General features: G+C 43.2%; 17 protein-coding genes and 1 pseudogene. 3 read left to right on the top strand and 15 right to left on the bottom strand.

Annotated elements, in window-relative coordinates; all coding sequences use genetic code 11:
* Window positions 1-25: 25 nt before the first annotated feature.
* Window positions 26-760 carry a HisA/HisF-related TIM barrel protein gene (locus tag LZF95_RS15000; protein WP_233755912.1) on the top strand — a complete coding sequence of 245 codons (735 nt, stop codon included), beginning with the start codon at window positions 26-28 and terminating at the stop codon, window positions 758-760.
* Window positions 761-815: 55 nt separating this feature from the next.
* Here LZF95_RS15000 and LZF95_RS14995 read toward each other — a convergent pair whose 3' ends face one another.
* Window positions 816-1169: a hypothetical protein gene (locus tag LZF95_RS14995; protein WP_233755911.1), complete on the bottom strand. Its 354-nt coding sequence runs from the start codon at window positions 1167-1169 to the stop codon at window positions 816-818.
* 76 nt (window positions 1170-1245) lie between these two features.
* Here LZF95_RS14995 and LZF95_RS14990 point away from each other — a divergent pair, with 76 nt between their 5' ends.
* On the top strand, window positions 1246-1584 hold the full coding sequence (locus LZF95_RS14990) for a tRNA-binding protein (RefSeq protein ID WP_233755910.1): 339 nt from the start codon (window positions 1246-1248) through the stop codon (window positions 1582-1584).
* On the opposite strand, the gene LZF95_RS14985 is transcribed toward LZF95_RS14990, so the two are convergent.
* The 6 genes from LZF95_RS14985 to LZF95_RS14960 all read right to left on the bottom strand — a co-directional run bounded on the left by LZF95_RS14985 (window position 1576) and on the right by LZF95_RS14960 (window position 9399).
* Window positions 1576-2403: an NAD(P)-binding domain-containing protein gene (locus tag LZF95_RS14985; protein ID WP_233755909.1), complete on the bottom strand. Its 828-nt coding sequence runs from the start codon at window positions 2401-2403 to the stop codon at window positions 1576-1578. The two genes, LZF95_RS14990 and LZF95_RS14985, sit on opposite strands and share 9 nt — an antisense overlap.
* Before the next feature lie 94 nt (window positions 2404-2497).
* Window positions 2498-3124, bottom strand: a complete 627-nt coding sequence (locus LZF95_RS14980) for a sterol desaturase family protein (protein ID WP_233755908.1) — start codon at window positions 3122-3124, stop codon at window positions 2498-2500.
* 310 nt (window positions 3125-3434) lie between these two features.
* Window positions 3435-4571: an N-acetyl-alpha-D-glucosaminyl L-malate synthase BshA gene (bshA, locus tag LZF95_RS14975; RefSeq protein ID WP_233755907.1), complete on the bottom strand. Its 1137-nt coding sequence runs from the start codon at window positions 4569-4571 to the stop codon at window positions 3435-3437.
* 202 nt (window positions 4572-4773) lie between these two features.
* Window positions 4774-6492, bottom strand: a complete 1719-nt coding sequence (locus tag LZF95_RS14970; RefSeq protein WP_233755906.1) for a GMC oxidoreductase — start codon at window positions 6490-6492, stop codon at window positions 4774-4776.
* Complete coding sequence (locus LZF95_RS14965; protein ID WP_233755905.1) at window positions 6485-7039, bottom strand: gluconate 2-dehydrogenase subunit 3 family protein; 555 nt, start codon at window positions 7037-7039, stop codon at window positions 6485-6487. Before LZF95_RS14965 ends, LZF95_RS14970 begins: the two co-directional genes overlap by 8 nt.
* A 317-nt stretch (window positions 7040-7356) precedes the next feature.
* A complete protein-coding gene (locus LZF95_RS14960; RefSeq protein WP_233755904.1) occupies window positions 7357-9399 on the bottom strand; it encodes an alpha-L-fucosidase in 2043 nt (680 codons plus the stop codon).
* Between the two features lie 234 nt (window positions 9400-9633).
* Here LZF95_RS14960 and LZF95_RS14955 point away from each other — a divergent pair, with 234 nt between their 5' ends.
* Complete coding sequence (locus LZF95_RS14955; RefSeq protein ID WP_233755903.1) at window positions 9634-11877, top strand: TonB-dependent receptor; 2244 nt, start codon at window positions 9634-9636, stop codon at window positions 11875-11877.
* Between the two features lie 446 nt (window positions 11878-12323).
* Here LZF95_RS14955 and LZF95_RS14950 read toward each other — a convergent pair whose 3' ends face one another.
* The 8 genes and pseudogenes from LZF95_RS14950 to LZF95_RS14915 all read right to left on the bottom strand — a co-directional run bounded on the left by LZF95_RS14950 (window position 12324) and on the right by LZF95_RS14915 (window position 19197).
* Window positions 12324-12737 (bottom strand): OsmC family protein, encoded by a 414-nt coding sequence (locus LZF95_RS14950; RefSeq protein ID WP_233755902.1) that lies wholly within the window; start codon window positions 12735-12737, stop codon window positions 12324-12326.
* 83 nt (window positions 12738-12820) lie between these two features.
* On the bottom strand, window positions 12821-13996 hold the full coding sequence (locus tag LZF95_RS14945; RefSeq protein WP_233755901.1) for a glycosyltransferase: 1176 nt from the start codon (window positions 13994-13996) through the stop codon (window positions 12821-12823).
* Window positions 13972-15120: a glycosyltransferase family 4 protein gene (locus tag LZF95_RS14940; RefSeq protein ID WP_233755900.1), complete on the bottom strand. Its 1149-nt coding sequence runs from the start codon at window positions 15118-15120 to the stop codon at window positions 13972-13974. The genes LZF95_RS14945 and LZF95_RS14940 overlap by 25 nt, the downstream gene beginning before the upstream one ends.
* Before the next feature lie 7 nt (window positions 15121-15127).
* Window positions 15128-16246 carry a glycosyltransferase family 1 protein gene (locus tag LZF95_RS14935; protein WP_233755899.1) on the bottom strand — a complete coding sequence of 373 codons (1119 nt, stop codon included), beginning with the start codon at window positions 16244-16246 and terminating at the stop codon, window positions 15128-15130.
* A gap of 49 nt (window positions 16247-16295) precedes the next feature.
* Window positions 16296-16619: pseudogene (locus tag LZF95_RS14930) on the bottom strand (PDDEXK nuclease domain-containing protein).
* Window positions 16564-16968: a DUF1016 N-terminal domain-containing protein gene (locus LZF95_RS14925; RefSeq protein WP_233755898.1), complete on the bottom strand. Its 405-nt coding sequence runs from the start codon at window positions 16966-16968 to the stop codon at window positions 16564-16566. Before LZF95_RS14925 ends, LZF95_RS14930 begins: the two are co-directional and overlap by 56 nt.
* 369 nt (window positions 16969-17337) lie before the next feature.
* The gene (locus tag LZF95_RS14920) at window positions 17338-18114 is read right to left on the bottom strand and encodes a 2OG-Fe(II) oxygenase (protein WP_233755897.1); all 777 of its coding nucleotides are present in this window, start codon (window positions 18112-18114) and stop codon (window positions 17338-17340) included.
* Between the two features lie 198 nt (window positions 18115-18312).
* Window positions 18313-19197 carry a hypothetical protein gene (locus LZF95_RS14915; protein ID WP_233755896.1) on the bottom strand — a complete coding sequence of 295 codons (885 nt, stop codon included), beginning with the start codon at window positions 19195-19197 and terminating at the stop codon, window positions 18313-18315.
* Window positions 19198-19313 lie beyond the last annotated feature (116 nt).

Genomic DNA, 19313 nt, shown 5'->3' with positions numbered 1-19313 from the left:
AAAATATTTAACAAGAAATTAAGTGATGTTTGAAATTATTCCTTCTATCTGGCTGATCAATGGCAAATGTGTCCGACTAAAAAGAGGTGATTTTGCTACGGAGGAAGTGATTTCCAATAACCCATTGGAAATTGCCCAGGCTTTTGAATCCATAGGAATTCAACGACTGCATCTGGTAGATCTGGATGGCGCGCGCAGAGGAGAGCCAAAAAACTATCATATATTGGAGACCATCACCGGTTACACCGAGCTGAAAGTGGATTTTACCGGGGGGGTATCTACGGATGGCGATGTGATCAAATGCTTTGAATTCGGCGCGGCTACAGTTACTGCAAGTTCTGTAGCGGCCAATCATCCGGAGCGATTTGCACAGTTTTTACTTTCTTATGGTCGTGAGAAAATCAATCTAGCTGCCGATATCAATCCCGTTGACAATAAAATAAAAATAAAAGGATGGCTTAAAAAAACAGAAATTGACCTGTTTGACCATATTGACTTCTTCTATCAACGGGGATTGAAATACCTTAAATGTTCAGATATCTCAAGAGATGGGGTTATGGAAGGACCCAATTTTACATTATTCCAGTCTATCAGGGATAAATTCCCTGATATCAACTTGGCAGCAAGCGGCGGTGTCAGGGGAATTGATGATTTCCGGAGGTTAAAAGATATGGGCGTATCTGCCTCGGTTTTTGGCAGAGCCTATTACGAAGGGATGATCAGCCTTAGTGATTTGAAGAAATTTTTGGCAGAAGCTTGACCAAAAAAAGAGAGGTACGTGCCCTCTCTTTTTTTATTTTTGATTATGCGCTCACTTAGTCTGCTTTGAACTTATCCACGATGTAGAGGAAAATATTAAAAGACAGTGTCGAAGTATTCGGCTCAGGCTTTTTTCCTTCGCCTGCTACCTGGGGCACCTTTTTCTGGGGGGTAGGTTTAGCTGATGGTGCCACTGTAGTACTTCCCGCGGCGGTGAGATCTTGGTTTGGTACATCATGAAAATCAGAGGAACCTTCTATGAAAGGCTTGTCTGAGGGCAATTCTTGTTCCATTTCAGATTCTTCGTGTTCGCTCTGAGCCATAGAATTTCCCGCCCATAGACAAAAGCCAAGGACAGCGATGCTGAAAACAGTGAGTTTTCTAAAAGAAAAGCTAGTTTGTGAAATCATGGTAGAAATAGAATACCTTTAATCTTTTACGATAGGGTTTTGTAAAAGATTCCTAAAATTAAGAAAAAAATTTTCTATGCAAACGATTGATTACAAAGATTTCGACAAAATAGAATTGCGTGCGGGGACAATAATAAAGGCCGAACCGTTCGAAAAAGCCCGTAAACCTGCCTATAAAATTTGGGTGGATCTGGGAGAAGCTTTAGGGGTGAAAAAGTCCTCTGCACAGCTTACTGTACTTTATCAACCCGAGGAGTTAATCGGTAGGCAAGTTATATGCGTATGTAATTTTGCTCCCCGTCAGATTGCGGATTTTATGTCTGAGATTTTGATTACTGGATTCGAATCCAAAGAGGGGGGAATTGTACTTGCGACCATGGAAAAACCTGTACCAAATGGATCCAAATTACATTGATTCTGCCAGAGAATAAGGGAAATCCAGTGGATCTGGAAAGTCAAAGCGAAAACCTGATTGACAGATTTTATCCCCCGAAACCAAGCGGTTTTTTTCCTCTTTAACAGGTACATAGCTTGTCGGCGGTAGGAGGCCTAGGTCTGCAGTGTTCTTTTCGTAAACATCCTTTCTGAGGGTATGGATAGGCGCTACCCCATTGAACGTCTCATTCCACAGCTCCTTTTTAATAACCCAATGGAGTAGTCTGGCTGCATCATTCCTATAAATGAAATTTACTCGGGTATGCCCCGTCACGCCTTCTTTTCCCGCCACATACTTTCCAGGTATCCTGTTATCCCCCAGCAGCCCTCCAAAACGGACAATTGTCAGGTTTTTTAATCCACGGAATATTTCTTCTCCTTTAAATTGTGTGATATTTCCGGTGTTTTCCCCAGTTACCAAATCATCTTCCCGATATGCTTCATCACGGGCTACTTCAGGATATACCCCTGTACTGGACACAAAGATCACTTTTTGGATTCCAGACTGCTCCACCATGCTTTGGAGAAATTTGAGCTGCTCCAGATAGAAGCTACCGTCTGTAGTTCTACTGCGGGGTGGGATATTGATGACCAGCACTTCACAAGAAAACAGTTCCTGAAATCCTTTTCCCTGTGGAAATGGCACTAAAGAAAAATGGATAGCATTGATTCCTTGCTGCTTTAGGTCTGCTTGTTTATCCGCAGTGGTGGTGCTACCCACTACTTCGTACCCATCTTCCTGAAGTAGTCTTGCCAGGGGCAAGCCAATCCACCCTAAACCTATAATTGATACCTGCATTTCTTTATTATTTGTACTTGAATGTCCACATTCACTTCCTTCTCTCGACTTGAATACCAGAAAAAAACCTCCTGAATTCCAGGAGGTCAATTTATCAATCTCTTTTTGGCACCGTGCCAAGTATGTAGTCCCACAGTGGCGTACTGACACCAAACGCTACGTCAGGATCCTTATAGTGGTGGATGGCATGATGGATCCAAAGAACCTTCATGAAGTTCTTAGGAGGCTGTAAAGCATGCACCAAGTAGTGGATTCCCAGGTACAGTGCATAGCCAAACAGAAACCCAGGAAGGAAATAAAAGGCCAAATCTCCCATGATCAGTTTAAAGATCAAATAGAGAATAGCGGCATAGGCTGCACTCACAAATGGAGGCATGGCCAGTCTGTCTTTATCCTTAGGATAATCATGGTGTACCCCATGCACAGTATATTGTAGTTTATCTTTGATGGGAGTATTGGGCTCCATGTGGAAAAAGTGCTTATGCATCATGTATTCCACAAAGGTGAAACCTATATATCCCGTTACAAACAACAAAATAGCAGTCCCAACACCTACGTCAGTTTTTTGTATCCCAAAATATACCGAAGTGCATCCCAAAATAATAAACATTGCGATAGGCATCCAGATAGGGGTGCGCGTAATTCTTTCCAGAATAGGGTTGGAGAACATTTGGGCTGTGCCAAAATTGTCCGGCTTATCCAATCTTCCAATCTTTTTCATGTGATTATAATTTGTTTTTAAAGGCCACATGGAATCTCGCATGTGGGATAATCATCCCAGTGTGTGCCGTTTTCGACATGCTCGATTTCATATGATTATAATTTGTCTTTTATAGGCCTTATGAATCTTTGAGAATTAAAAAAAATCACTATCCCCTAAGTTTTAATGATGTTTTTTTAACCGTGTCGATTCCTAAGCTACTTAATAAAACTCTATTTCATCTTCCGGCTCTGATCCGGCATTATTTTACAAAGATAATCCAAAACTGTGTTTTGTCTCTGTGAATTTAATGACAATAATCAGGCAAGGATCAAATCTGTGCCATAGTAGATTCAATAGTCTTTTGATAATAAGATACATAAAGTGGTAAAATCTCCGAAATATCAAACTCCTTAGCTCTTTCCAGTGCATTTGTTTTGAATTTCGGCAGATTGGCTTCATCCAATATATAAAGTGCTTTTTCCTTCATACGCTGTATGTCACCTATCTGACACACATATCCGGTCACGCCGTCTATGTTAAGCTCTGGGATGCCACCCGCATCCGAGGACAGAATAGGTACCTCGCAGGCCATCGCTTCCAATGCGGCCAATCCAAAACTTTCTTTCTCAGAAGGCATCAAAAATAGATCCGCAACTGAGAGTACTTCTTCCACAGCATCCAGTTTGCCCAGAAAACGGACATCATCACAGGTTCCCAGTTCTCTAGACAGCCTCTCCATTTTATCCCGCTCCGGCCCATCGCCCACCAAAAGCAATTTTGCGGGGATTTCTTTTCTGACTTCATAGAATACACGGATTACATCTTCTACCCGCTTTACTTTCCTGAAGTTGGAAGTATGCACCAAAAGCTTCTCACCGTTTGGGCAGATGGCAAGCTTGAAATGCTCCTTTTTCTGACGCTTAAACCGCTCCAGATCTATGAAATTGGGAATGACTTCGATTTCACGCTGTATATCAAAAAAGGCAAAGGTTTCTTTTCTAAGGTCTTGGGAGACTGCGGTGACACCGTCCGATTGATTGATGCTGAAAGTCACTACAGGCTCATAGCTGGGGTCTTTGCCCACCAAGGTAATGTCTGTTCCATGAAGAGTGGTCACCACAGGTATGTGGATCCCTTCAGTTTTCAGGATCTGTTTGGCCATATATGCCGCTGAAGCATGAGGAATGGCGTAATGGACATGGAGGAGATCCAATTGCTCATACTTGACCACACTCACCATTTTACTCGCCAGAGCCAGTTCATAAGGCGCATGCTCAAATAGCGGGTAACTTTTTATGTCCACTTCATGATAAAAAAGATTTTCGCTGAAAAAGTCCAATCGGGTAGGTTGCTTATAAGTAATGAAGTGTACTTCATGACCGTTTTTAGCAAGACCTTTACCGAGTTCTGTCGCTACTACTCCACTACCACCGAAGGTCGGGTAGCAAACAATACCTATCTTCATAATATGTTGGGCTGGTTTATTAACCTGATTTTTAACACGGATTAATACAGAAATTGTTCATTTCCCGGGATTTTAATACACGTATTGTGGAATAAATAGGAAAATACGTTGACAATCAGCTGGTTTATTAAGCAGGGTGCTCATTAAAACCCTTAGGAAAGATTTTTCTCAAGAGTTTTGGCTCACTCCGCTGTATATTAACCTATCCTTTTTTGCTTTCTCTTACCGCATGGTGAGCGGCTCTAGCGGCAAAGGCCATATAGGTCAAGGTAGGGTTTTGTGTAGCTGTGGAGGTCATACATGCTCCGTCAGTCACATAGACATTTGGGACTGCATGAAGTTGGTGATTTCCATTTAGCATAGAGGTTTTGGGGTCTTTTCCCATACGCACTCCTCCCATTTCATGGATATCGAGCCCGGGAACCCGGTGGTCGTCACGAACTGAAATATCAGTAAATCCGGCTTTCTCAAACATCTCAGAAATCTGCTCCTGATAGTCAAGGATCATTTTTTCATCATTGTCGTCATAGGACACATCGAATTTTATGGTAGGAAGCCCATAGGGGTCAAGTTTATCTTTGTCCAAGGCTATGTAATTTGACTCTTTAGGAATAGTCTCCCCCATCATATGAGAACCTACCCTCCAGGGGCCATCCGGCGGGGTAGGGTTCAGCATGTTGTTTTTCAATTCCATGCCTACTCGGGCATCTGCAACATATCCTCCACCCCGGTAGGCACTGAAACCTCCAGCATACCCTCGTAGAAAATCAGTTTCCTGTTTTTTCACATTTCTGAATCGTGGAATATAGCCACTTGTCGGCCTTCCTCCGGTAGTGGTGTATTCCATAAACCCATCATAAGAAGCGCTTACCCCGGCTCTATAATTATGGAACGCAAAGTATTTGCCCAATACCCCGCTGTCATTTCCAAGTCCATTTGGGAATCGAGAAGAAGTAGAATTCATCAAGATGGCGTTGGAATTGGTCGCAGCGGCATTGACAAAAATAACATCAGCGTAGAACTCTTCCATTTCCTTGGTATGTGCATCGATTACTCTTACACCGGTGGCTTTACCTACTTCATCATCATAAATAATGGAATGCACTACTGCGTCCGGTCTTAGGGTGACATTTCCACTTTTTAATGCCCATGGAATAGTAGATGCATTGCTGCTGAAGTATCCTCCAAAGGGACATCCCCGCTGGCATAAGTTTCTGTTTTGGCAAAAAGCCCGGCCTTGCGCTGTAAACTGTTCATGCGGGCCATTGATATGTGCACATCTGGCTGAGATCATGTGGCGGTCGCCGCCATAGGTTTCTTTCAGCTTTTGGGCAAAATGCTTTTCCACAATATTTAGATCATAACCTGGGAGAAATTCTCCATCTGGAAGCACATCCAATCCATCCTTATTCCCGGATACCCCGGCAAATTTCTCTACGTGGCTGTACCATGGAGCAATGTCCTTATATCTGATCGGCCAGTCCACTGCAAATCCATCCCGGGCTGGACCTTCGAAATCATAATCTGACCAACGCTGTACCTGCCTTGCCCAGAGCAATGATTTACCGCCTACCTGATAGCCTCGGATCCAGTCAAAGGGCTTTTCCTGCACATATGGCTGTTCTGCATCTTTTACAAAAAAATGCTCGGAGTCTTCACCAAAAGCATAGCACTTGGCTACAATCGGGTTTTCGTCCAATACATTTTGTGGCAGCTTACCTCTATGTTTAAATTCATAGGGTAGCATATTCGTGGTTGGATAATCCTTGACGTGCTCTACATTTCTGCCCCGTTCTAATACAAGTGTCTTCACTCCCAGATCGCCGAATTCCTTGGCTGCCCATCCTCCACTTGCTCCCGAACCAATTACTATAGCTTGGTAGGTTCTTTCTTGTTTGCTACGGATATTGAGATTAGCCATTAATTTTAGGTTTTTGAATATCAGAAATCAGCACAGCTCCATTGTAAGTGCCTGGAATTAGAGAATAGGGAATTACCTCAGTCTGAATATATTCTGAAGCCATATAACCCTGCATAGTAAGCCGCTTGGTGGTGTTTAGAAAAAAGGAAAGGGCTTTATCTTTTTCTTCCTCAAGCGCTAGGCCTTGCTGAATAAGATCTTCTTTCTCCTTAGAATCCAGCTTATCAAAATTACTGCCTCCTGATTTCTTGGCATAGTCCGGAAATGCCGCTAATCCTTGGGTGAAAAGCTCCTGATCTTCTCTTTTCAGGCAGTCATTAACCATAACGAGAATAAAATCCGGTACTTCCAGATCCAGAGCTCCTTTCAGCTCCCCAGCGGGGATAATGGTGTTTGATATTTCTCCCAAAAGTTGTTTTTGGGTATTGGTGATTTTCAGGTTTTCATAGGCCTCCAGGATATCATCTGTGCTGAAATCACAGGAAGGAATGAGTGCAAGTCCTCCAGATATCAGCGCCAAATGCCTGAGCGCAATTCGTCTGTTCATAGGTTTAGAGTTGGGTTATTTGATTAGAGCGCTCAATGTACCCATTATGCCAGTTATTTGCCATCATTTTTTGACCGACTTATCAAAATAAGAGCCTGACATTCCCTATGAACTGGGAGCAATTCGTCTACTACTATAGGATGATTTTATAATGCATTTCTGGATTAAATGCAGAAATGCTCCACAATAATTAGATGCAGTTAAGCCTGTTTATATTTCAAAGGATTACTCACTTTCTTTTCCAATACAGGAAGCTAATAAGGAGTAAAACCCTAGAGGCAATATAAGCGAGGACCACACACACATCACCACAATAACTATCTGGTAAGAACGCCCACTTCAGCAAATGTTGCCTTATTGCCATCCGCCGTTTTACTTGCTTTCAGCCGGATGAATTTGGCTTTGACTTCGTCAAATTTGATTATCTGCTCTATAGGGCTATTGACGATGTTGGAGAATTCGCCCGACGCTACCTGCCGGAAGTTTTTCCCATCACTACTCACTTCAAGAACATAATTGGTGATAAAGCCACTTGGATAGCGTGCCTGCATAGGTAAGTATGTAAATCCCCGGAGTGCAACTTCCTCGCCCAGATTGATGGTGACACTATTGTCCTTGCTGGCTACGTAGGTCTGGGGGTTCTCATCTATGAGCTTTTCGCCCTGTGGAGAAGTCCATTTAGTTTTTGCCAAATCTACTTCCACAGTGATAGCTTCACTTATTTTGCCAGTGGCGGGATTTAGAGAAATGGCTTGAAGTGCAGCGGGATTTTCAGATTGGAAGGGTGAAGTGTACTTTTTGCTCTCTTTGGAAGGCTTCGATCCATCTAGGGTGTAATAAACTTCCAGGCCTTCTTCTGGGCTTTCCAAAGTGATTTCCCCCGCTTTGTTTCTGGAGAAAATAGGAGGCAGCAGGAGTTTTGGGGCATTGTAAATCCCGATTTCTGAAATAACAGGGATGTTTTTGCCATCGGTAAACCTAATGCGAACTGAACTTGTTTTCACATCCGGAAAGCGAAGTATTCTTTTATAACCTATTGTAGTGGCTTCGGCGATTTTTTCCCAATTTCCATCCGTTTCCTTTTCCAAAACAAAGCTTTTCACCCGTTGACCGAGGGGCGTATATTCTTGCAAAAGCAGTCTATTGAAAGTGATCTCATCACCAAAGTCCAAGGTGATTTCACCGGAATTGCCTCCGTCTTTAGTCGTCCAATAGGTTTCATAATCACCATCCAATACATTTTCCACTTCATATCCAGCACCTCTCTCGTCGTTTGCCGTTGCCCTAGCCTGTGGAGCCAAATTATCAGCAAAGTCTTCCTTGATCTTTTCTGAGAATTTCATGATCGCCTCCACATCGTTTTCATGGATCAGACCCCGTGTATCCACCGGGAAATTGATAAGTAGGGAGCTGTTTCTTCCTATACTTTTATAGTAGATTTCAAGTAAGTCCGGCAATGAGCGTACTTTGTGATCCTCATACTTGTGATAATACCAGCCTGGGCGTATGGAAACGTCAGCCTCCGCAGGCACCCAATGTGTACCGTTTTCCTGTCCGGAAGCGTATTTTTCCGGGTATTCGGGCATCCCTGCGTAAACGGAATCCCGCATCAGATTGGACCAGGTGGTTTCGTAGGCAAAGCCATGTTCATTTCCTACCCATCTCACATCTGGCCCTCCGTCCGAGAACATCACCGCCCCGGGCTGTAGATCTCGGACAAGTTTATATGTACTAGGCCAATCATAATAAGTAAGCTTGTCCACCTTTCTGGTTTCATTTGCTCCTCCATAGTATCCATCACCGCCATTTGCCCCATCAAACCAAACCTCGAAAACATCCCCGTAATTGCTGAGTAATTCGGTCAGCTGGTTACGCATGTAAGTTATATATTCTGGCTTGCCGTAGTCTGGGTGATTTCTGTCCCAAGGAGAATAATAAATGCCAAACTTCAATCCATATTCCTTACATGCTTCCGCCAGTTCCTTAATCAAATCGCCCTTGCCATCCTTCCAGGGACTGTTCTTGACAGAATGTTCGGTATAGGCGGAAGGCCAAAGCACAAAGCCGTCGTGATGCTTGGCCGTAATGATCAACCCCTTCATACCAGCCTCGGAAGCCACTTGTGCCCATTGTCTTGGCTGTAGATCTGATGGATTGAACATCTCAGGTTTTTCATCCCCAAATCCCCATTCCCTATCGGAGAACGTGTTCATATTGAAGTGGACAAAACCGTAAAATTCCAGTTCTTGCCAGGCTATCTGACGAGCTTCAGGCACAGGTAAAACCGGGGCAGGTGGTGCGGTTTTTTCACTGCAGTAGGTAAAGGGAAGCAATAAAGCAAACCAAAGCGTTTTTCTCATTGTAAAGGATTTAGCGAGTAAATTAGGGCTTTTGCCTGAATTTCGGAAACGGAATATGATAATGGCAGGGAAATCACTTCTAGGGTTTATAATATATCTTGTGAAAAATTGGCTCTCGAAGGGTTTACCGTTTTTTTTGTTAAAAGGGGATTTCTCTGATGATTATGGTGATCAAAAATGAACTTTGAGGGAAAGAGATTACGATCTTGAGATGAAAGCCATTAATTTGCCCACATGAATAAAACTCTCACACTTCTCTGCCTATTGTTTTCCACCTGGGCCCAGGCCCAGGTTTCTCTTAAAATCGTGGATTCAGAAAGCCGCCAGCCATTGGAAAATGTGCGGGCTAGCGTCAACGGAGAATTCATGGCCAGCAGTAATCAGAATGGGCAAATAATTATTCCCATCTCGGGGAAATTGTTGGTTCGCTTTGAGGTCGAAGGATATGAACCTATGAGTAAAGAGCTCAGCCCGGGAAAAGAACAGATAGTCTCCATGACCAGAAAATTCATGAATCTTTCGGAAATCACTGTTTCTGCCTTTGAATCCGAGCGGGGAATTCTTGAGCAATCGGCCTCCATAGCAGTAATTTCCGAGCAGGATTTCAACCGGTTCAATGAGACCTCGCTAGTGAGTTCCTTCAATACAAAACCTGGAATCCGTATAGAGGAACGTGCCCCGGCGAGTTATAGGATTTCAATCCGAGGCAGTTCCCTTCGTGCGCCTTTTGGGGTTAGAAATGTGAAAGTTTATTGGAACGATGTGCCGTTTACTTCACCTGATGGCACTACTGCCCTAAACCTCCTGGACCTTTCCAACATCAGAACTGCTGAAGTGATCAAAGGGCCATCGGGAAGTATCTATGGAGCAGGAAATGGTGGAGCGGTAAACCTATATAGCCCGGCAAGTCCGGAAGGAGGTAGAGTTTCGGCGGATTTTATGTTAGGTGACTTTGGAATGACACGCTATAAAATCGGGGTTTCCCAGCAAGTGGGGAATGGTGGATTTGAGGCTTCTTATGTCAGCCAAAAGTCAGACGGTTATAGGGAGCATTCGGCTATGGAAAGGCAGGTTTTTCAGCTAGGTGGCTTTTTCAACGTATCTGATAAGCAGGAAATCCGAACCCAATTGCTCATCTCTGACCTGAACTATCAAATCCCCGGTGCCCTTAATGCCGATCAGCTGGCAGAAGATCCTGCCTTGGCCAGACCCGGTTCTGCAGCCCAAAACAGTTCCATAGCCCAGCAATCAGTTTTTGCCTCAATAGGCCATTTATATAGGTTTTCCCCAAGACTCAAAAACTCTACAACGCTCTACCTCAATACCAATGATTTTGAAAACCCCTTCATTTTGGATTATAAAAAAGAACTGGGATTTGGATATGGGGGAAGGACGGCATTTACTTTTGATGGTAACCTTGCAGGTAAAGATCTGAGAATTATTGCCGGAGGAGAGTATCAAAGCAGCTTGACAGATGCCCAGAATTTTGGGAATAGAGCCGGATCGGCGGATACTGTACGTTTTGCGGATAAACTAGGTGCCAAGCAAGGCTTTCTGTTTCAGCAGGCCGAATGGGATCTGATGGACAGTTTCATGGTGACTTTCGCACTCAGTGAAAATTTCAGCAGCCTGGAGATCGGCCGGCAAATAGATGCGTCGGGCGGAGCTATCGGCTTGCAGACCAGGAGATTTGATCCTGTTGTAGTTCCCCGTTTTGCACTCAATTATCAATTCAATGACTACTCCGGAGTTTACGGAAGTATCAGCAGTGGTTTTTCACCTCCTACTATCGACGAAATACGGACAAATGAAGGCAGCCTGAATCTAGATTTGGAAGCGGAAAAAGGATTGAATTATGAAGTGGGCTATAGAATGGGAAGAGGGAAACTGAATCTGGATGTGACCGCATTTTACTTCAAGCTGGACCAGACCATCACCACATATACCAACGCCCAGGGAGTTGTGCTTTTTAGAAATGCTGGTTCCACAGATCAGAAAGGCATAGAAACAGCTATTGATTATGCTTTAGTCCAAAGCCAGACAGCGTTTGTCAGGGATCTTAAAATCGGGACTGCGTTTACCGGACATTATTTCAAATTCAAGAATTACCAGCAAGGGGACAACGATTACTCGGGCAATGATCTCACAGGGGTTTCGCCCAATACCTTGGTGAGCCGACTGGATCTTCGCACTTCACCGGGGTTTTATCTGAATTTCACCCATCAATACGTAGATGAAATCCCGCTGAATGATGCTAATACCGTTTATCAGGATGCTTATAATCTGGTGAATATGCGTTTCGGCTGGGCTAGAAGCTTTGCTGGCAAGTGGGAGTTGGAAGCCTTTGCAGGAGTGGACAACCTGACTGATGAAGTTTACTCTTTGGGTAATGATCTTAATCCCTTTGGCGGAAGATACTATCAGCCTGCTCCAGAGAGAAATTGGTATGGTGGAGTGAAAGTGGCGTTTCTATATTAGAAAAACATACGCACCGCATGAAGGGATTAGAGGCCTGAAGGGACGAAATATAGTAGTAAAAAAACATAGACAAATCAACCACTAGCTCTGAAAGAGCGAAATTCAATTTTCCTTTGTTTTGTATCCGGGATCACCCCGAGACCAAAAAAACCGTTCGTGTCAGACGAACGGCGGCAAAGTTTTAATATAACCACAAGGCTCAGAGATTCTCCAAAGGGCGTAGCCGCTATATGGGCCAGAAAATCCCAAAACCGGGATTTTCTAGCTAGTCTCGGCCATGCCATCTTCTAGATTGGCCTCATTCGACGTATAAGCATACATCTTCACTCGGCCGTCTTGACCCTAAAGATCCTGTAGGCAGGCTTGGCATACCTGAGATTTTTTCAACAAGCTCTACTTAAATTCTTGGTTATGTCATCTTGATGCCAGATTCTAAAACCTTGTTTTTAAGCGTTCAAGGTGCTTTCCACACTGATTTCCAAGTCCAAAACTCTTGAAATAGGGCAGTTTTCCTCCGCATCCTTTACCAGTTCATCAAACTTTTCTTCCTCTATTCCTTCTACCTTCGCCTTAAGTACCAAGTGTGATTTTTTCAGTGTTCCTTCTTCGAAGGTGATATTTGCGGTTACATCCAGTTCATCGGCAGTGTATCCGGCTTCTTGCAGGTTGAAACTCAGTTTCATCGCAAAACATCCAGCGTGAGCGGCAGCAATCAATTCTTCAGGATTTGTGCCTATTCCGCTTTCAAATCTGGAGCCGAAAGAATACTGGGTTTTGTCTAGAACAGTACTTGGTGTGGTGAGTGTTCCTTTTCCGTTTTTTCCTGTTCCTTGCCATACGGCAGTTGCTTTTCTGATCATGGTCAATCTATTTTTTAGGGTTAAAAGTTTATATCACAAAAAGGAGTTTTTTAGTAGGAAAGTTCAGAGCGGCCTACCGTTTTTTATTGCTCCACTCTTTCAAATTTAGGGGTTTCAGGTGGGTTTTTCATGACTTTCTTTCCGGACAATTGTTCGAAAACCTCTAGGTATTGATCCGTCACATAATCCCAATTGTAACGCTGAATCAACCCTTCACGTGCTGTTTTTCTGAAATAGGCCATTCTTTCTGTGCTGCTTTCCGCAGCTTCTATGACGTCTTTTACAGAGGCAGTGTTTTTCTTGAAATACCAACCATGTTTTCCATTTTGTAACATTTCCTGATTGAATGGAGTGTCCAAAGCCAGGATAGCACACCCAAAACCAAGTGCTTTCAGCATAGCCGGATTGGTGCCTCCGTATTCGTGACCATGAAAATAGGCAAAGCAATGTGAATACCAGGCTGCCAATTCATTGGGATCAGTGACATAGCCCAGGAAAAGCACCCGTTCATCTTCTTTTTGCTTAAGTACCATAGCGTAATCATCGTCAAAGGGCACATCTCCTACGATGACCAGTTTTCGACGGCTGTCCGATTCCAAAAAACCTTGAATAATCAGGTCAGCATTGTTGTCCGGAATAAGTCTGCCCACGATGAGAAAATACTCTTGGGATTTGAACCCCCACTTTTCTATGGGAGCAGAATCGACATCCGCTTGTGGATTAGCCCCATAGGCAATCACTTTGGAGTCAGCGTTGAACAGTTCCTTATAGACCCGTTGCATTTCATCCGAATCATTGATCAGCTGATCGTAGTATTTAGTGGCCATCTTTGAGGCCCAGAAGAAATATTTTGACGCGATTCCATGCCATTTTGGTCTTAGCCATTCCAGTCCATCCACGTTAATGACTGTTTTTTTCCTAAAAAACCTTGCTATTGCCCCGAAAGGGCCATTGGCGCTGTTTACGACCAGGATCACATCTATATCCGAGAAACAGGCATGCATCATTGAAAAAAAACTATGCGAGAGTTGGGTCAGTTTTTTTGATTCTATTGCTATGGTGTAGATGCATTCTATGCCGTTGACATAGCGCGGTTTTACGGGGAAGAGAGCTCTGTGATTATACACCCGTACGTGTACGCCCTTTTTCACCAGCCGCTCCCCGAGCTCACGGATCATGGTATCGTATCCACCATAGACATAAGGATACCCTTTTGCCCCCATTATGGCTATTTTTAGCTTTTTCTTACCTGTTGCCATAAGTGGGCCGTGATATTTTCCTTAAAACTTTCCAAACTGAAGTGCTCCAGTGCACGTTTTCTGCCAGCTTCGCCAAAAGTCTCCCGAAGCCTTGGGTTCAAAATTAACTTAATTAACGCATTTTCTCCTTGTTCCAGATCGTTTATCGGAATTAAATATCCAGTTTGATTGTCTATTACCATTTCAGAAGCTCCTCCTGAACGGGTAGCTACCACCGGACACCCGGAGGCCATTGCTTCCAGAATCACCGTGGGCAGCGAGTCGGGGAGCACTGAGGGCATCACAAATATATCCGTAGCTGCCAGAACCCGGGGAATGTCCTTTCTGAATCCGAGATCGACAATGTTGTCATCAAGCTTATGCCGTGTTATCAACTCATTGATCTGCTCACCAATAGCTTCGTAGCCTGGATATGCATCACCCACCATTACGAATTTTAACCGTGGATTGGAAATGCACAGCCTTTTGGCGAGTTCAAGAAAAAACAGTTGCCCTTTGCCTGGATTGATCCTGCCAATCATGGTGATCACCAAGCTGTCTTCCGGGATATGAAGTTCTGATTTAGCCTTTGGATAGGGTACTAGAAAATCAGTATAGGGGATACCGTTATGGATGGTCAGTGGCCGGGCAATACGTAGTTTCTGCTGCCAAAAAGCCTCTACGGATTTAGACACAGTGATGGGTTGTGGGGTAGAGCTGTCCATGAGTTTAGAGATGATTCTGACCAGCATTTCCGGGTTTTCCAGAATCTCATGGATGTGCCAAATATGGGGTAGGTTGTTTTTTTTAGCCCAAAAGGCACCGACTAAGACTCCAAGAGTATTGCTGTAAACCAGGTCAAACTTATATTCCCTGTGCAGGGATCTCAGGAAGAAATAGGATTTTAGAATCTTGCTCAACCTATTCATCAAGCCTAGGGGTGAGTTGTATTTGCGTCTGAGAACCCCCAGGTTCCGGATCTTTACAGTTATGTTGATTTCACGTAACGCATCCGCCAGCGGCCCTTCTCCGGAAATCACCACCACTGGATTCAATCCTGAAGAATTGTATATTTTGATTACTTCGAGAAAAATCCTTGCAGACCCATACAGATCCGAAGTACTGTGGAGAAAGAGAATGTTCACTTATGTGTTAATTTGAAAGCAGGACTTGGTGAAAAGCCTCTATGAATTTTTTGGATGAAAAATCCTTGGCACGGGCAAAGCCTTTATTGAGCAGTGTAGATCTCAGCTCAGGATCGCTGCTCAAAAGTATCATTTTTTCAGTTAGATCTTGCTGATTACCAATATTGAAAGAAAGTCCGGCATCTCCGGCCACTTCCAGCAAGGCAGGCTGATCAGAATGGATGACAGGAACCCCGAAGGTCATTGCTTCTACGATGGGAATACCGAAGCCTTCATTCTCTGAAGGGAAAACATAGCCAAAAGCACCCTCATATAGCGTTCGTACCTGCGCATCGGTGACATATCCGGGCAAAATGACTCTCTCCTGAAGCCCAAGCTCCGAAACAAGAGCATCCACTACAGGCTTATCATTCATCTGTACACTTTGACCTGCGCCACCAGCCAATACCAATTTAAAATCAGAGCTGGTCTTTTTTAGGAAATCACCAAATGCTTTGACCAATAGCGGCAGATGTTTTCTTCTGTCAAACGTGCCGATATGGAGGAGATAGTTATGGTTTTCCAAGGCATGCTTTTCCAAAAATGTAGCATCTACCCCATTTGCAAGTTTTTTGGGAACCTGGTGGATAACGGTCATTGGGTAGATTTTCTTCAGGTATTTGTATAGGGACTTGCGGGAATATTCGGTAGTGGTAATGATCTCAGTGTTTTCCTTGAGCCCTTTTTTTATCAGGCGGAGAAAGTAGGTCCTCCACCACTTTGGGTAGTTTTGGGGCATTTGCCAGAAAAATGCGTCATGGATCACCGTAAGGCGACGACAGGGCAGACTGGCTGCCGGAGAGACAAAATCAGGACAGATCAGTACATCTGGTTGGTGTTTTTTGATTAGATCGGGAAGCTGGAATTCCTTCCATCTGAAGTAATCCAGATGGTAATTCAATCGCTGGATTTTGGATTTAGGGTCTTTGAAAGTTTGGTCAGCGCTTTGGATCTCTGGGTCGTGCGAGAAAATCCATATAATATCAGGATGGGGATAGGACAATGCCGCACGGGCAAGTTCCATCATGTAGGTTTTGATGCCGGTGGTGGCGACATTGAGGTATTGCAGGTCGAGGAGTACTTTCATTCTGGATTCACTCTTGCTCAATAAGTTTTTTCAGGTCTTCTTCTTTCGACTAATACAGCAAGTACTTGCTCGCAAAGATCTGTTTGTTGTCTTTTGGCAGGGTAATCTCCACCATAGCATCTTTTTTGTCCTTGCACAATATAATGCCAATAGTAGGCATCTCATCTGCAGTCTTCACAAATCGGTCATAATAGTTCACATACATCTGCATCTGTCCCAAGTCCTAATGTTTTAGCTTTCCTATTTTAAGATCTATCAAGACAAAACTACGAAGTAACCTATTGTAAAAGACCAAATCAATTCTAAAATGTTCTTCGTCAAAGGTAAAGCGAACCTGACTGCCTACAAAGGTGAACCCTTTCCCCAGTTTCATTTTCATCACCAATCCGCATTAGCAGTATATAGTAAGTCCAGCTAAGACTTTGCGAAATCGGTGATTTCGCATTCTTGTAGGTAATGTAAAATTTACGGATCAGCTCCAGATTTCTTTTCGAATATCCTTTGCCAAACTCCTCAGTGAGGCTTCTTGAGAGTTCGGAAATTATATAGGCTCCATATTCTGCCTCATGATTTCCGTTTTGCTCATGTTCTACCAATTGCCTGCCCATTTCAAAATAGGTAGAAACCATTATGGTATTCACCTGCTTTACTGCGCTGGCCTGCACTTCGAGGAGTAATTTTTTGATGTTTTCGAAGAAAGAAGCTTCCAATTTTGTGCTCATATCAAAACTATCAGGTAGCTGTCCCCTGAATAATCAAGTGATGTACTGACTCAAATTCCTTGTCTAACCAGTTTTGTTCTCCTTTCAGAAAACATTCCTGGTCACGCTGCATATCCGGAAAGCTTCATCTACTTATCCTTTCCCGCAAATTCAGTACCATGAAGGCTGAATATAGCAGGGGCATAGTGTACTACTGGCCAAAACCTGTCAGGTTTATATCATCGGCTTTTGACAACTAGGGCTTTTTTGACGACAATAGATCTTTATCCATGCCCAATTCTTGCGGTGGACTGCTGCCCGTTGTCTGTGGACGATTATCCACCATAAATCTGGGTTAGTGAGACCTACTGATAAGTTTGCGGATAATCATTATTGGTTTTTGGCCGTTCCGCTTCCAAACAGTCGGTTCTTGGTGGATACCAAGAAATTATAGTTTTTTGCCAATAGTTTTTTGAAAAGATTGGAATCCTGATTCGGATGCCAATCCGTAGTTCTGGGTTTCTCTATCAGGTGCTTATGTTTTTGATAGGCATAGGTAGCGATAGAAGTCCTGTACTTTCCTTCAGGAAATGCGGTCATATCATATCCATGTAGAGTATAGGGAGCACATTGCTGTATGATCAGTCTATTGAAAGGAACTTCCAGCTCCGCTTCTTTGTCCGTTCTAAGATCTAAAATCTTCAGGTTACCTTTATATTCCGGTTTCCAGTCTTTGTTCAAATACAGGAGCAGGTTTAGTTCACGGTACCAGTTTTTATGGAGAGGGTGATAGTTGAAATCAAGGTGCATATCCAAAAAACTGTTCTTTTTGCCTTGATGCAATCCGCCTCCGTGGTTTTTGGGATCTACGAATATTTCCTTGGAAGTAATGAAGGAGAGGATTTTATTGAAACGCTCGGAAGTAAGATCCTCATATAGCTCATGTAGCTCAGGACAAAGCTCCTTGTAATTTGACTTCTCAAATTTATTGTTGGCAAAAACGTAGTCTCTGCTTTTGTTGTTCAGTTCAGGGATGGCATTGTAGGCGGCGCTCAGTCTGGCCTCATCACAAAAATTGTCAATTATCAAATGAGGAAAGGGCTGGGCAATATGGTATGCCAGTCTGAATTTCTCCAGATTCTCCTCAATCTCAATAAAATTAATCATAAAATCATTAATCTGTTAGTTTACTTCTGTCGGGCCAAAAGCCACAAGCTCTTATTTAAAATCCAAAAATAGCACAAATTGTTAACCTAAGCCTCTTCCCAAGCTTTATAAGCCACTAGCTGTTACATTATTGCCAATAATCACCTTAGAAGCTGAATTTGACCCTGTTTCAGCAGAGAATATTTTTTCACTTAAACCTTAATCGACCTTGTAGAATCCCGAGTCGGCAAATTTAAGTGTGATTTCAACTTCTTTATTGTGATTCAAAACTTTATATGATGATCGATACACATCTTTATTCACAGTAACTGTCTCCTCCTTTTTTAGATTTCTGAGCTTGACCAGCTGCTTTTCTCTATCGTATTCGAAATACTTGAAATAGGCATCGGGAGATGACCTGTCATAGATGGTACACTGGAGCAATGGTGATATTCCCTCAAAGGCGGGATAGTCTAAACTGAGTTCATCATCCTTGATTTCGACAACGAAAAATGAAAGCAACGCCGGCATTCGGTCTGAAGGGTTAATACCTGACAATAGATATAGCTCGTTGTTTTTTGAAGGAAGTTTATGGATTTCATAGAAATCTGATTTTGTCCCTTTGTAAGAATGAAAGGTATAATCGGATCCAGGGGCTGTTTCCTCCTTTCTTTCGTATAGCTTTTTGGATTTTAGGAGGCCATCCTCACCTGTCCACTGCATTGTAGGATAGTATTCCTCTGCATATACAGCAGTACCTTCAGGACTGGTCCATTCAGAAAAATATACTTCTTTAAAATAATTTTTATGTGTTAAAACGAGGATGCTCACTGCTCTGGCCTGCGTTGTTTCTTCAGGAGTGAAAGTGGTAAGGCGAAGGTGGTCTGAAGAGGTAGGCTCGATAAGAGATAAAACTTCATCGGCTGGAATTTTTTTCAGCATATGCTCCAGAGAGTCATAGATCTGGGTTGCGATTTCTTCTTGTTTGGGCAGAAACCGTTCTTTTTTCAATTGCTGAAAGAGGTCATCGATACCTGCCTGGGAAAGGGCATTGTGAAAAATCAATAAATTAATCAGTAAAAGAAGGGGTTTTCTTACAAACATTCGGAATTGGGTTGTTTGATTTAATGATTAAGGTCAAAATACTAAACTTTAGTTTTGCTGTAAAGATTGTAAAAAATTTGGTATCGTTACGAAACCCAAAGTGTAAGTGCTACAAA

Origin of the sequence: Algoriphagus sp. AGSA1 (assembly GCF_021390545.1) — a bacterium.
Taxonomy (GTDB): domain Bacteria; phylum Bacteroidota; class Bacteroidia; order Cytophagales; family Cyclobacteriaceae; genus Algoriphagus.
Note: the sequence above shows the minus strand (reverse complement) of the source record. Positions and strands in the feature narration are given on the sequence as shown.